Annotated in this window: 12 protein-coding genes and 2 pseudogenes; 3 read left to right on the top strand and 11 right to left on the bottom strand. The window is 40.2% G+C overall.

The annotated features are described in order from the left end of the window. Window position 1 precedes the first annotated feature (1 nt). The 4 genes and pseudogenes from ACFSR0_RS09510 to ACFSR0_RS09495 all read right to left on the bottom strand — a co-directional run bounded on the left by ACFSR0_RS09510 (window position 2) and on the right by ACFSR0_RS09495 (window position 3,915). Complete coding sequence (locus ACFSR0_RS09510; protein ID WP_137614765.1) at window positions 2-691, bottom strand: ABC transporter ATP-binding protein; 690 nt, start codon at window positions 689-691, stop codon at window positions 2-4. A 12-nt stretch (window positions 692-703) separates the two neighbouring features. Next, window positions 704-1,718 (bottom strand): annotated as a pseudogene (locus ACFSR0_RS09505) (ABC transporter permease). A gap of 68 nt (window positions 1,719-1,786) precedes the next feature. Further along, window positions 1,787-2,383, bottom strand: coding sequence for a TetR/AcrR family transcriptional regulator (locus ACFSR0_RS09500; RefSeq protein WP_379982219.1), 597 nt, complete (start codon window positions 2,381-2,383; stop codon window positions 1,787-1,789). A 125-nt stretch (window positions 2,384-2,508) separates the two neighbouring features. Beyond that, a complete protein-coding gene (locus ACFSR0_RS09495; RefSeq protein ID WP_379982217.1) occupies window positions 2,509-3,915 on the bottom strand; it encodes a cryptochrome/photolyase family protein in 1,407 nt (468 codons plus the stop codon). Window positions 3,916-3,962: 47 nt separating this feature from the next. Here ACFSR0_RS09495 and ACFSR0_RS09490 point away from each other — a divergent pair. Continuing rightward, a pseudogene (locus tag ACFSR0_RS09490) lies at window positions 3,963-4,262 on the top strand (tyrosine-type recombinase/integrase); the annotation flags it as partial. A gap of 96 nt (window positions 4,263-4,358) precedes the next feature. On the opposite strand, the gene sufB reads toward ACFSR0_RS09490, so the two are convergent. The 7 genes from sufB to ACFSR0_RS09455 all read right to left on the bottom strand — a co-directional run bounded on the left by sufB (window position 4,359) and on the right by ACFSR0_RS09455 (window position 11,408). Further along, window positions 4,359-5,750: a Fe-S cluster assembly protein SufB gene (sufB, locus tag ACFSR0_RS09485; protein WP_379982215.1), complete on the bottom strand. Its 1,392-nt coding sequence runs from the start codon at window positions 5,748-5,750 to the stop codon at window positions 4,359-4,361. 5 nt (window positions 5,751-5,755) lie between these two features. Beyond that, window positions 5,756-6,235, bottom strand: coding sequence for a Fe-S cluster assembly sulfur transfer protein SufU (gene sufU / locus ACFSR0_RS09480; RefSeq protein WP_379982213.1), 480 nt, complete (start codon window positions 6,233-6,235; stop codon window positions 5,756-5,758). Further along, window positions 6,222-7,457: a cysteine desulfurase gene (locus ACFSR0_RS09475; RefSeq protein WP_379982211.1), complete on the bottom strand. Its 1,236-nt coding sequence runs from the start codon at window positions 7,455-7,457 to the stop codon at window positions 6,222-6,224. The genes sufU and ACFSR0_RS09475 overlap by 14 nt, the downstream gene beginning before the upstream one ends. A gap of 2 nt (window positions 7,458-7,459) precedes the next feature. After that, the gene (gene sufD, locus ACFSR0_RS09470) at window positions 7,460-8,746 is read right to left on the bottom strand and encodes a Fe-S cluster assembly protein SufD (RefSeq protein WP_379982209.1); all 1,287 of its coding nucleotides are present in this window, start codon (window positions 8,744-8,746) and stop codon (window positions 7,460-7,462) included. 16 nt (window positions 8,747-8,762) lie between these two features. Then, window positions 8,763-9,536 (bottom strand): Fe-S cluster assembly ATPase SufC, encoded by a 774-nt coding sequence (gene sufC, locus ACFSR0_RS09465; protein WP_379982207.1) that lies wholly within the window; start codon window positions 9,534-9,536, stop codon window positions 8,763-8,765. 157 nt (window positions 9,537-9,693) lie between these two features. Further along, window positions 9,694-10,989 carry a serine hydrolase gene (locus ACFSR0_RS09460; RefSeq protein WP_379982205.1) on the bottom strand — a complete coding sequence of 432 codons (1,296 nt, stop codon included), beginning with the start codon at window positions 10,987-10,989 and terminating at the stop codon, window positions 9,694-9,696. A 14-nt stretch (window positions 10,990-11,003) separates the two neighbouring features. Then, window positions 11,004-11,408, bottom strand: coding sequence for a hypothetical protein (locus ACFSR0_RS09455; protein ID WP_379982203.1), 405 nt, complete (start codon window positions 11,406-11,408; stop codon window positions 11,004-11,006). Window positions 11,409-11,588: 180 nt separating this feature from the next. On the opposite strand from ACFSR0_RS09455, the gene ACFSR0_RS09450 reads away from it, so the two are divergent. Both ACFSR0_RS09450 and ACFSR0_RS09445 read left to right on the top strand, forming a co-directional pair. After that, window positions 11,589-12,449, top strand: coding sequence for a transporter substrate-binding domain-containing protein (locus tag ACFSR0_RS09450; RefSeq protein WP_379982201.1), 861 nt, complete (start codon window positions 11,589-11,591; stop codon window positions 12,447-12,449). Continuing rightward, window positions 12,446-13,129 (top strand): amino acid ABC transporter permease, encoded by a 684-nt coding sequence (locus ACFSR0_RS09445; RefSeq protein ID WP_379982199.1) that lies wholly within the window; start codon window positions 12,446-12,448, stop codon window positions 13,127-13,129. Before ACFSR0_RS09450 ends, ACFSR0_RS09445 begins: the two co-directional genes overlap by 4 nt. Window positions 13,130-13,151: the final 22 nt, after the last annotated feature.

The following is a 13,151-nucleotide window of genomic DNA, read 5'->3' as shown; positions in this document are numbered from 1 at the left end:
CCTAAACTTCCTCGGCTTTTACATGATCTTTTTGTGTCAATACGCCATCTTTCATCACGTATACTTTATCACAAAAATCAACTAAACGAATATCATGTGTAACCATAATCGTTGCTTTATTTTTTTCTTTTGTTTCTTTTGCTAAAATTTTAACCACTTCATACGATTTCTCTGTATCTAAACTCGCAGTTGGTTCATCGGCTAAAATAATCGTTGGATCATTGTAAAGCGCTCGGATAATCGCGATTCGTTGACGCTCTCCTCCAGATAATTCTTCTGGATATTTATTTTTTAATTTTGCTACGCCTAATTGTTCGAATAACTGTTCAACATCGATTTTAGATTTTGCCCGTGTCACTTTATCCACAAGCTTCATTTGTTGTTTGACCGTCAAAAATGGAACGAGATTTGATGCTTGTAAGATAAAACCAATTTCATCAAATCGTAATTTAGCACGTTCCTTTTCTTTTTTATCACTAAATGGTTGTCCGTTGATCAATACTTCTCCTTCAGAAGGTGATTGCAAGCCTCCAGTGATCGTTAAAAAGGTACTTTTTCCCGAACCAGAAGGACCGATGATTGCAACAAACTCGCCTTTTTCAACCGAAAAATTAGTGGGTTTCAAGGCTTCGATCGTTTCGTCGCCGTCTTTAAAATATTTGGTTACATTTTTTAATTCAATAGCTTTCATCTAATCTCCTCCTTATCCAATGGCTTTCAACGGGTCGATTTTCACGATCGTGCGTACTGAGAACACGGCACCTAAGATCGCAATGACCACCATCAAGACACTAATACCTACAAAGAACATCGTATTCACTTGGAATGGTACGGCTTGAGGCAATAACAATGCAGAACCTAGTGTTGCAAGCAACCCGACAACGACTCCTACGACAGCTAAAAAGAACATTTGGGCAATTACGGAGCGTGCGATATAGGCACTTGAGATCCCTTGAGCTTTCATCACACCAAAGATATTGATTTTTTGCATCGTAAGTACATACACGAAAATCCCAATCACGACAGCAGCAATCACGACTAAAAAGCCAATCATAAAGCTAAATGTTAATACTTGTGCGTTGTATCCTGGCAGTTTATTAATAAATGTTGCGATCGTTAATTTTTCTAAACCTTTTGGTAGATCTTTGACAGTCCCTCTGGTCACAACTGCATTATATATTTGTTCGTTATTTTTAGTGGGTGCACCACCTAAATCGGTCGTTGTGGCATACGATACATAAAGAACAGGTGAGGCAGAGTAACTTGCTTTATCTGTAAATCCAACGATTTTTACTTTTTTCATCTGTCCCAGCTACACTGACTATATCCCCCAGTTTGATGTTATATTGTTTTTTCACACTTTCATCGGCCACTGTTTCATTCTTTTCGCTAAACATTTTCCCTTCAATAATATTTGGCGCAATAAACTGCTCTTTGTCGATTCCAAAAAACGTAACGTTTACCTTATCATCTTGATCATTACCTTTGACCAAAATACCTGGTTTTTGAACTAAGCCTGCTTTATCACTTGCTTTAATAGCATCGAATTCTTTTTGCGTAATCATCGACATATTTAAATTATCATTTGAAATACTTGTTAAAATAACATTATCGGCTTGCCATTTATCAATCGACATTTGAAATTCTTGCGCTAACCCATAAGATAGGCCTGTTAAAAAGAAGACCAAGTAAGCAATCAGAAACATCACACCGATCACTAAACTCTATCGTAGTTTTGAATGTCGAATTTCGTTTAAAGCTAAAAACATCATTTATCCCTCCAATTTTATCTTAAGCCTTTAATTAACCATTGTGTTCGAAAATCAAAATCAGCTACTAGTTCATCTTCAGTCCATTCATTGACGAGCGCTGAAGTGATGGAATCTGTCACCAGATCCATTAAAAAGAATAAAAACGCATGTGCTTCTTCTTTCGTCTCGATGTTAAATTGGTTTTGTTTTAATAAACGCATCCACTGACCGATGAATTGTTTACTCTCGTCGACTGTTGTGCGCTTATATAAAGTCGTCGTCTCTCCTTTAAGCAATAAGTGTAATCCTTTGAATTCTTGGCTCAAACGATCGAGCGTCAGACTTGTTATCAAATATTCTTTCAAACCAAAGAATATGTCTTCTGGTGTCGCCATGACTGCATCTAAAATATCATGATGGATCTGATTGGCAAATTTTTGGACAATATACCGATGAGCATCTTCTAGATTGACAAAGTATTTATAAAACGCTGCTCGTGAGATTCCAGTCGTTTCTACGACTTGCGCTACTTTGACTTGACTAATATGGAATTCATTGAACAAATCGATTAAGCTTCCTTCAATCAACATACGTTTTTCATCGGCTAAATTATAAAAAGTTTGTGTTGGCATTTTACTCGCTCCCTCAAAAGTGACATTTCGTCACTTCTTATTTATTATTCTAATCGAACTATTTTTTGAAGTCAAGAAGTGAACAAAAAGAAAAGACTTACAGTACTGTAAGTCCTTTCGCAATACTATTCTTGTGCTCTTTCTTTACTAAATTCATACTTTGCAAGTGCTCTTTTACGTTGTTCTTTATGGTCCACTATCGGCAACGGATACGTTTCACCTAACTGAATCCCATATTCTTTTTGTTGTGCTTCGGTCATTTTTTCAGGTTGATGGATAAATTTATTTGGTATTGCTTTTAACTCTGGTACAAACGTTCGAATAAAGTCTCCTTTTGGATCAAATTTTTCGGATTGCGTAGTCGGATTGAAAATTCGAAAATAAGGAACTGCATCGGTACCTGTCGAAGCCGCCCATTGCCAGCCGCCAATATTGCTTGCCGGATCATAGTCAACTAGCATCTGCTGAAAATACTTTTCACCCCAGCGCCAATCGATTAAAAGATCCTTAGTTAAAAAAGAAGCTGTGATCATCCGCAAACGATTGTGCATCCAGCCGGTTTCATTCAACTGACGCATCGCCGCATCCACGATTGGAAACCCCGTTTGACCAGCTTGCCATTTTTTAAAGTCAGCTCGTTTATTTTCCCATTCGACATATCGATAATTTTCTTGGATACTTTCTTCTTTTTGTTTTGGAAAAGCTACGTAGATCATGTGGTAAAAATCACGCCAGCACAATTCTTTTTCGAATGTCGTTTTACCGGTCGAATTCGGTGCCTTTTGAACTGCTTGCCAAACTGTACGAATCGAAATTTCACCGGTACGCAAGTGACGAGACAAGCGACTGGTTTGATCTGCTTCAGGAATATCGCGCTTTTGATCATATACTTTAAGATCTTCTTTGACAAATTTCTTCAGTCGTTCTATTGCATAGGCTTCACCTAAAGGCTGATCGTCAAGCACAGGTAATTGCTCACAAAACGTCTTGAATCGCGCTTCTTCTTTTTCAAAAATCAGCTGACTTTTTACTGTCGTTTTGCTTAAATTCACTTCGATTGGACTTTCCTTCACTTGCTCGATCCATTTTTTATAGTACGGTGTATAGACTTTGTAATAGTTACCATTTCGTGTAATTTCTCTTGCTCCATGCAGATACCCATCCATAAATTCGTGGACTTGGATCTTTTGTTCTTTAAAAAAAGTACGCATTTCTTGATCACGAGTAGCACCATATCCCGTTTCATCAGTATTAAAATAAATATCTGTAATTTCTGGCACAGCCTTCAATAGTTCTTTAAATGAATCTTTAGGATTTCCAAAATGAACATGCAAGTGGCGATGTTGATCGATTTGTTTTTTTAGATACGCTACACTTGAAAAAAAGGCCTGATGGTTAGGACTGCCTTCGATAAATTGTTCTGGATTTAATTGAAAAAATAAAATCAATTCCTCTGATTCCTCACAAGCTTTTGCTAGTGCTTTATTATCTGAAAGTCGTAAATCTTTACGAAACCACATTACTGAAGTCATCGTCATTTCCTCCCACTTGTTTTTATCTAGTATACGTGATGTGAACTACTAATTCACCTGAACAATTTGTTTTCACAACCAAAGATAATAATTTGTATTACCCTCAGGCTGTAAATGACTGGTTAAATTGGATTTACAAAAAATCGCCAATGGATTTACAAATTACCCCTCATGGATTTAGGCATACTCATTGTAGTTTGCTATTTGAAAGTGGTGCTTCTATCAAAGAAGTTCAAGAATGTTTAGGGCATAAAGATATAAAAACAACTATGAATATCTATGCTCACGTCACACCACAATCTATCAAAGAAACTGGGGATCGATTTGCTAAATTCATGGGAATGTAACTCAAACGTACCCAAAAGCGTATCCAAAATAATTTTTGACAAAACGAAAAAGCTCTAAGCGCTGATTTAACAACGTTTAGAGCTTTTATATAGAAACTAGCCCACGCTACCTTCCATTTCATAACTGATCAAACGATTCAGTTCAACTGCGTATTCCATTGGTAATTCTTTGGTAAATGGTTCAACGAATCCCATGACAATCATTTCAGTTGCTTCAGATTCACTGAGTCCACGGCTCATCAGGTAATACAATTGTTCTTCAGAGATTTTCGATACTTTTGCTTCGTGTTCAAGTGACACTTGGCTATTGTGAATTTCATTGAATGGGATGGTATCAGATTTGGATAATTCATCCATTATGATCGTATCACATTCAATATGGGACATTGAGCCTGCACTTTTCTTATTAAAGGCAACTTGTCCGCGGTAATTTACTTCGCCACCGTCTTTAGAAATTGATTTTGAGACGATAGAGCTGGAAGTATTGGGTGCATTATGAATCATTTTTGCACCAGTATCTTGAATTTGGTTGGCACCGGCAAAAGCAATTGAAAGCATTGTACCACGTGCACCTTCACCTTCTAGGTAGACACTTGGGTATTTCATGGTTGTTTTTGCACCTAAGTTTCCGTCAATCCATTCAACGGTTGCGCCTTGCTCTGCTCGGGCACGCTTGGTTACAAGGTTGTATACGTTATCTGACCAGTTTTGGATGGTGGTGTAACGGCAGTAAGCATCTTTTAAGGTGAAAATTTCAACAATGGCTGCATGTAGACTATTGCTTGAATAGGTTGGTGCTGTACATCCTTCGACGTAATGCACGCTAGCACCTTCATCAACAATGATTAGTGTCCGTTCAAATTGACCAGTGTTTTCCGCATTAATACGGAAATATGTTTGTAATGGGACATCTACCCGAACCCCTTTTGGTACATAAATGAAGGTTCCACCTGACCAGACAGCTGAGTTCAGTGCAGCCAATTTGTTGTCAGTTGGTGGGACTAATTTTGAGAAGTATTGCTTGAATAATTCTGGATACTCTTTTAAGGCCGAGTCTGTGTCCGTAAAGACAATTCCTAATTTCTCAAATTCTTCTTTCATGTTGTGGTAAACCACTTCGGATTCATATTGCGCAGAGGCGCCTGCTAAATACGCACGTTCTGCTTCTGGTATCCCGATTTTCTCAAAGGTATCCTTGATTTTTTCAGGAACATCATCCCAATCACGAGCAGGTTTATCACTTGGTTTTTGGTAATATTTAATTGCATCGAAATCAATGTCTGATAAATCTGGACCCCATTTTTGCATTGGCATTTTATTGAAAACGTCCAACGATTTTAAACGAAAATCGAGCATCCATTCTGGCTCACCCTTGACTTGCGAGATTTCGCGGACAATTTCCTCCGTCAACCCTTTACCAGTACTAAAAATAGGTTGTACGTCGTCGTGAAAACCATATTTGTATTCTTCTAATTCAGGTACTGCCATGTTTCTCACTCCTCTTCTATATTATGAATGTAGCCACTTTCACCAATTCCCGATTCTGGATTAGCGAGGGCTTTTCCTAATGCTTTCCAACCGAGTGTTGCACACTTGATTCGGGCGGGAAATTTCGCAACACCACTGAGCATCGCCGCATCGCCCAATGATTGCGTATGATCCGGATTTTCACCTTGGACCATTTGAGAAAACAGTTCAATCAATGCTTCTGCTTCGTCAGTCGTTTTACCGATAATGGCATCGGTCATCATCGACGCACTGGCAGTACTAATTGAACAACCACTTCCTGAAAAAGCAATCGCTTCAATGACGTGATCGACCACTTTCAATTCAAGATGGATGACATCCCCACAAGTGGGATTGTTCATCTCAATGTGTTGATTAGAATCTTTTAATGTCCCATGATGATGGGGATGACTTGAATGGTCTAAAATGACTTGGCGATACAAATTATCTAGTTTAGATAGTGCCATGTTGGAAAAACTCCTTTGTTGCCTTGATGGCTTCCACGAGCCGATCACAGTCGGCTTCAGTATTGTAAAAATAAAAACTTGCCCGTGCGGTTGCAGGAACCGTTAAGTAACTAAGTAATGGCTGTGCACAATGGTGACCTGCTCGAACCGCAATGCCCTCCATGTCTAAAGCAGTTGCGACGTCGTGCGGATGGATTCCTTCTAAATTAAACGCAATCACTCCTGTCCGTTGCAAGGGATCAGATGGTCCATAAATGGTCAAGCCTTCAATTGCTTGTAGTTTAGGTAGTACATATTGGACTAGTTGGGCTTCATAGTGATGAATGTGATTCATGCCTAATTCAGACAAGTAGTCAATCGCCGCGCCAAGACCGATTGCCCCAGCGATATTGGGCGTTCCTGCTTCGAATTTCCAAGGCAGTTCAGACCATGTGCTTTCTTGTAAATAGACAAAATCAATCATTTCGCCACCAAATTCAATGGGCTCCATTTGTTCTAATAAAGGTCGTTTGCCATATAATACTCCTATTCCGGTTGGTGCACACATTTTATGCCCACTAAAAGCATAAAAATCACAATCCAAATCCTGGACATCAATCGCCATATGCGGAGTTGCCTGCGCGCCATCGACAACCATGATGGCGCCATGTTGATGTGCCAAGGAAGCAAGTTCTTTAATCGGATTTAAAACTCCCAATACATTGGACGCGTGAGCAAGAGAGACAATCGCGGTTTTATCGGTTATCTGTCTACGCGCATCTTCCAGATCTAACGTTCCTTCAGCGGTTAAGGAGATATATTTCAACGTTGCTTTTTTTCGAATTGCTAATTGTTGCCAAGGAACAATGTTGGAATGGTGTTCCATATAGGAAATCACAATTTCATCGCCTTCCTTGACAAACGCATCCCCATAGCTTCGAGCCACCCAGTTTAAACTTGTGGTTGTCCCACGTGTGAACAAAACTTCGGCTGTTTTGTTGGCATGGATAAAGGCACGAACCTTTTCTCGTGCTGCTTCGTAAGTATGCGTTGCGCGTTCAGCCAAGGTATGCACGCCACGATGAACGTTAGCATTGTCTTTGTGATAGTAATCATTCAACGCATCTAAGACCGCTTGTGGTTTCTGAGTGGTAGCGGCATTATCTAAATACACTAACGGCTCATCATTCACTTGTTGATCCAATATGGGAAAATCTTTTCGAATGGTACGTGCATCAATCATTCTTACAGCTTCCCTTCAATTACTTCAATCAGTTCCTTTTGCACTTCTTTGACTGGAATGGCCGTTAATACCGATCCAAGGAACCCACGAATCACTAAACGTTCCGCTTCTTCCTTGTGTAATCCACGGCTAAGCAAATAATACATTTCTTCTGGATCCACTCGACCGACACTGGCAGCATGTCCGGCTGTGACTTCATTTTCATCAATTAGTAGAATTGGATTGGCATCGCCTCGAGCTTGGTCTGAAAGCATGAGAACGCGGCTTTCTTGTTGGGCATCTGCCCCCTTGGCTCCTTTAATGATATGTCCAATACCATTGAACGTAAGCGTTCCACGTTCACGAATCACCCCATGTTGCAAAATATGACCAATCGAATAAGGTGCTTTATTGGTGACACGTGTATCGATTGCTTGTGTTTGGCGACCGGCGCTAATGGCCACCGCCTTTAATTCTGCATGAGATCCTTCACCCACCAAATCAGAGTCAAAGTCGGCGATCACATTGCCATCATTGAGCACACCTAATGCCCAATCAACGGAGGCATCACGCATAATATACCCGCGACGGTTCATATACGTAGAAAGATGTTCCCCTAGCTGATCAATCGCTGAAAATTTCACTTTTGCACCATTTTTGGCAATCACCTCAACCACAATATTGGCTGATACCTTCTCAGATCCTTCACCAATGGTACGAAACCGTTCAAGGTAACTAAATTCACTATGTTCTTCAGCCACGATCAGCACGTGTTTAAAGAAATGTGCGTCTGATGCACTATTTTGATAGAATAATGCCTCAATAGGTTCTTCGATTACTACATTTTTGGGAACGTAAAGAAAAATGCCACTGTTCATAAAGGCCGCATGAGCAGCAGTCATTTTGTCTTCATTCACTGGTACAGCTTTGGTCATGTAGTAGGACTCAACTAATTCTGGATACTCGTTCATTGCTGAAAACAGGTCCGTTAAAATGACGCCTTGATCAATCAATTGTTGAGGAAGTTGTTCAAATAACGTCAAATCATCTTGTTGAACAATCGTGGGGTTGCTTTTCATTTTATCAAATGCCGGCACGCTTCCATCCACTACCACTTCGCCAGATAATCCGGCTTCGGTAATATGGAACAATGGCCAACGATCAAATCGGACGCGTTCGATACGAGGCAAAGGCAATGTATCCACTTCTGTAAGTGCTTGTTGCCGCAATGTTGCCATCCAAGAAGGCTCTTCTTTTGTAGCTGAAAAAACATTGACAGCGTCAAGATACTCAACTAACTCATTTTTCATCCGCTTGCCCCTCCTTCTATGCTTCTTCTTCTTTGTATTCGATACCTAATTCATGGCTGATGCCAGCATATCCTTCTGCTTCTAATCGTCGTGCTAAGTCGGCATCACCAGTTAGTACCACTCGACCATCCATCATGATATGGACAACATCTGGCGTGATATAGTTTAGTAGTCGTTGGTAGTGGGTAATAATTAATGCGCCAAAATTTTGACCGCGCATTTCATTCACCCCTTTGGACACTACTTTTAGGGCATCAATATCTAGTCCAGAGTCAATTTCATCCAAAATGGCAAATGTTGGTTCCAACATTAACAGTTGCAGGATTTCATTTCGTTTCTTTTCACCACCGGAAAAGCCTTCGTTCAAATAACGTTCCGCCATTTCTTCTGGCATATTCAATAATTCCATTTTTTCATCTAATTTTTTCAAGAAATCCATAACGGAAATTTTGTCTTCTTCTCCACGTTTGGCATTGATAGCCGCCCGCATAAATTCGGCATTGGTGATTCCTGGAATTTCACTAGGGTATTGCATAGCCAAGAATAAGCCTAACCGTGCACGCTCATCCACTTCTAACTCTAAAATATTTTGCCCATCCAATAAAATTTCACCTTGCGTCACTTCATAGTTTGGGTTTCCCATAATAGCCGCGGATAACGTCGATTTTCCTGTTCCATTTGGTCCCATGATGGCATGAATTTCACCTGTGTTTAAGGTCAGATTCACCCCTTTGAGGATTTCTTTTTCTTCGATTGAAACGTGTAAGTCTTTAATCTCTAACACTGACATGTTATTCCCTCCAATGGCTTTTCTATTCCCTATCATTTTAGACTAATTGATAATGAAGTTCAAATAACAGAATTGAAAAAAGCACTTTTTTCCCTATTTTCTGACAAAAAAAATCAAAGAAGTCCAAATTGGCTTCTTTGATAGATAAGAATGATTCTTATGAAAAGAATTGTTTGACTTTACGCCAGGTTAAAACGAACACATTGGCCTTATTGACCGATTCTTTAGTGACAATTGCTGCTTGTGGTTGTTCCTTCTGTTCCAAATATCCCAGTGAATCTTGCGTTAGACTAATCGTAGCTGTCCCTAGTTTTTTCCCCGTTTGTACTGGGGCGTTCACCTCGGTTCCATTGACAAAAGTTGGCTTAATGGTGAGATTTGCGGCATTCATTCCCTTTTGTAGCCATACAGTCACCGTTTTATCCAAACCAATTGTTGCTACTTGCTGTTTGCCTTCCTTTACCAACACCGTATGTTGCTTCGGAATAGCAAGTGTGGTCACATCTAGTGTCTGACGATGCCATTGTGCATATACCCACTCCATCAGCCGAGCCGTTTCGGTAAAACGTGTGGTCGTTTGTTCTGTTCCATTGTCCGCATTTAACACAATCGTGATCAACCGTGTATCCCCACGTTTCACTGTGCCAACAAAGCATGCACCCGCTAAATCCGTTGTGCCTGTCTTTAATCCGTCGACTCCTTCCGTCGCCACGGGCATGCCAGTAAGCATTTGATTAGTATTGGTTAAAAGCAAATTTTCACCTGTTGGTTCTGTGAAGATGGCTTGTGTTTGGTTCGTCATTTGAAGAATTTCTGGAAATTCTTGGATTAGGTGCCGTGCAACAATGGCAAGGTCTTTGGCTGATAATTGATTTTCCTCTTGTTCACCCGATCCAGGATAACGCCCCGCCCCTAAAAAGGCATTGTTCAAACCCGTACTATTCACAATCGTTCCATCGGTGATTCCCCAAGCTTGGAGCTGTTCCCTCATTTGATCAACAAAGGCCACCTCGCTGCCTGCCACTTTTTCAGCTAGGGCCACCACCGCCGCATTCGCTGATTCCAAAAAGCCTGCTTCAATCAACTGCTTCACCGAGTAATTCTGTCCTTCATAAAGCAGCACATTTGATAATTGCCAATCTTGACTTAATGCCGAGGTAGTCGCGGATATTGTCACTTGCTCATCCATGTTGAGTTTTCCAGTATGGAGTTGATGGTAAATGAGATACATGCTAAGCAGTTTCGTTGTTGAGGCAATGTAGTGTGGTGTTGTGGCATCTTGCTCATAGAAAATTTTGCCCGACTCACTATCGATTGCAATGGCAGCCTTCGCTTGAATCGCGAGGTTTGTTTCGATTGCTTCATCTGCATCTATGAGCGGTAAATGTAGGACAGCACAACCGATGAAACCAATGAACAGTCCCCCAACAAACCTTTTGATTCTCTTCCTCATGTTATAACTCCTAGTTATACTTTTTTGATAAATTGGTGATGACATTTCGAACATGTCACCTTGATTTTGCCACGACCTTTCGGAGCGCGGATGGATTGTTTACAATTTGGACAACGGAAGTAAACGAACTGTTTCCGTTGCTCATGTGCTTGTTTTTTTAATTGAAAAAACGTACGCAAGCCTTTGGTACGTGCCAGAAATTTTTTGTTTTCATTGCTGCGGATGTAAATGCGTTTGGAGAAAAAACGAAAGTACGTATAAATAAACAAAACATAGCCGACCCATTTTAAGGCACTTAACCATGAGAACGCACTTAAAAGAATGCAGACCACTGCAATTGAGAGTACCACCTTATTGAGTTCATCCATGCTTCCGTATCTACCGCGCATAAACACTTGAAATCGTTGCATCCATTTCATTGATTTTGCCTCTTTCTTTCATACTTTCTTTATTTTATCATGCTCGCGTGTTCGCCTCAATCGGATTCCAGCCAATTTACGCTTTTTCTTAATTCATCTTTTTCTCATGCATTTGGCTTGACTTTTCTTAAGAAAAAATTTAGATTTTAATTGTTATCTAAAAAAGAAAGAGGTTTCAGCATGAAAAAACGTTTATTTGTTTCATTTTCTGTACTGTTTTCATTATTTATTTTCGTCGGTTGTGGTTCTACAACAAAATCTTCTTCTACGACTTCATCGGATACAAATTGGGAAAAAATTAAAAAAAATAACACGCTAACGGTGGCCACCTCAGGCACCTTATTCCCTGCATCATACTATAATGACAACAATCAACTGGTTGGCTACGATATTGATGTGATAAAGGAAGTTGCCAAACGCTTAGATTTAAAAGTCAAAACGGTCGAGTATAATGTCGATGGTCAATTGGCTGCTGTGCAAAATGGCTCCGCTGATCTAATTGCCAATGATATGTCCATTAACAAAACACGTGCCAAAAAGTTCACGCTAAGTTCTCCAATCAAATGGTCTTTCGGCAGCATGATTGTCCGGAAAAGCGACGACTCAGGCATCCATTCATTTGCTGATTTAAAAGGCAAAAAAGCAGCCGGAGAAGCAACCACGAATTATATGAAAATTGCCGAATCGATGGGCGCTACCTTGGTGAGTTATGACAATGCCACCAATGACCAATATTTAACAGATGTGGCCAATGGACGGACCGATGTGATTTTAAATGATTATTATTTGCAAAAAATGGCGACAGCTGCGTTACCCGATGTCCCCGTTAAAATTTTACCAGATATGTATTTCAATCTTTCCTCTTCTGGTTTCCTAATGAAAAAAACAAGCACTACACTTGAAAAGAAACTCAATCAAGCGTTAGCTGACATGGAAAAAGATGGGACATTGAAAAAAATCTCCGAAACATATTATTATGCCGATGTTACCCAAAAACCAACTGAAAAAATTGAAAAAACATTTGATGTGGACAAACAATGACACCCACTCTTTATTTGCCGACCATTGATTTCCAGTTAATCTGGCAATCGTTACCCTATATATTGAGGGGGATTCCCTACACTTTGGGAATTGCTCTGATTAGTTTTGTCATTGGGAATATTATCGCCATCGCCTGTACACTCCTTTTGGAACGGGCAATCGCACCGATTCGTTGGTTCATTCGCTTTTATGTTTCTTTTTTACGAGGCATCCCAATGATTGTGCTCTTGTTTTTGTTTTATTTTGGCATGCCGGTCCAACTAACCGCCATCCAAGCAAGCTGTCTTAGCTTTTCGCTTTCATCGAGTGCATTTTTAACGGAAATCTACCGGGGCGCTTTGGCAGGAGTAGATGTTGGGCAACGCGATGCGGGATATGCCCTTGGGTTTTCCTATTATCAATTGATGCGCCAAGTGATTTTTCCACAGGCGTTTGTCACCGCAGTCCCAGCATTAGGAAATGTCGCGATGGATGTTCTTAAGGGAACCTCTTTGACCGCCATGATTTCGGTTCCAGATATTTTTCAACTTGCCAAGATTGTTGGCGGACGACAATTTGATTTTTTCAGCATGTATATTCTTGTCGGCATTCTTTATTGGTTGCTTTGCTTGCTCATTGGTGCCGGTCAAAAAAAGGCGGAAACCTTGTTGCTTCAACGCATGGGTATCGATTCTATGTGAATAGCACAAAAAAACGTGACGT

The sequence above is a fragment of the Enterococcus camelliae genome, assembly GCF_042685105.1.
GTDB classification, from domain to species: Bacteria; Bacillota; Bacilli; order Lactobacillales; family Enterococcaceae; genus Enterococcus_G; species Enterococcus_G camelliae.
The sequence above is the reverse complement of the archived record's forward strand: the minus strand, read 5'-3'. Positions and strand labels throughout refer to the sequence as shown.

What these genes read in the sequence shown, in the direction of transcription:
- ACFSR0_RS09510 (WP_137614765.1), bottom strand. Translation starts at nt 691, where the DNA reads ATGAAAGCTATTGAATTAAAAAATGTAACCAAATATTTTAAAGACGGC.
- ACFSR0_RS09500 (WP_379982219.1), bottom strand. Translation starts at nt 2,383, where the DNA reads ATGCCAACACAAACTTTTTATAATTTAGCCGATGAAAAACGTATGTTG.
- ACFSR0_RS09495 (WP_379982217.1), bottom strand. Translation starts at nt 3,915, where the DNA reads ATGACTTCAGTAATGTGGTTTCGTAAAGATTTACGACTTTCAGATAAT.
- sufB (WP_379982215.1), bottom strand. Translation starts at nt 5,750, where the DNA reads ATGGCAGTACCTGAATTAGAAGAATACAAATATGGTTTTCACGACGAC.
- sufU (WP_379982213.1), bottom strand. Translation starts at nt 6,235, where the DNA reads ATGGCACTATCTAAACTAGATAATTTGTATCGCCAAGTCATTTTAGAC.
- ACFSR0_RS09475 (WP_379982211.1), bottom strand. Translation starts at nt 7,457, where the DNA reads ATGATTGATGCACGTACCATTCGAAAAGATTTTCCCATATTGGATCAA.
- sufD (WP_379982209.1), bottom strand. Translation starts at nt 8,746, where the DNA reads ATGAAAAATGAGTTAGTTGAGTATCTTGACGCTGTCAATGTTTTTTCA.
- sufC (WP_379982207.1), bottom strand. Translation starts at nt 9,536, where the DNA reads ATGTCAGTGTTAGAGATTAAAGACTTACACGTTTCAATCGAAGAAAAA.
- ACFSR0_RS09460 (WP_379982205.1), bottom strand. Translation starts at nt 10,989, where the DNA reads ATGAGGAAGAGAATCAAAAGGTTTGTTGGGGGACTGTTCATTGGTTTC.
- ACFSR0_RS09455 (WP_379982203.1), bottom strand. Translation starts at nt 11,408, where the DNA reads ATGAAATGGATGCAACGATTTCAAGTGTTTATGCGCGGTAGATACGGA.
- ACFSR0_RS09450 (WP_379982201.1), top strand. Translation starts at nt 11,589, where the DNA reads ATGAAAAAACGTTTATTTGTTTCATTTTCTGTACTGTTTTCATTATTT.
- ACFSR0_RS09445 (WP_379982199.1), top strand. Translation starts at nt 12,446, where the DNA reads ATGACACCCACTCTTTATTTGCCGACCATTGATTTCCAGTTAATCTGG.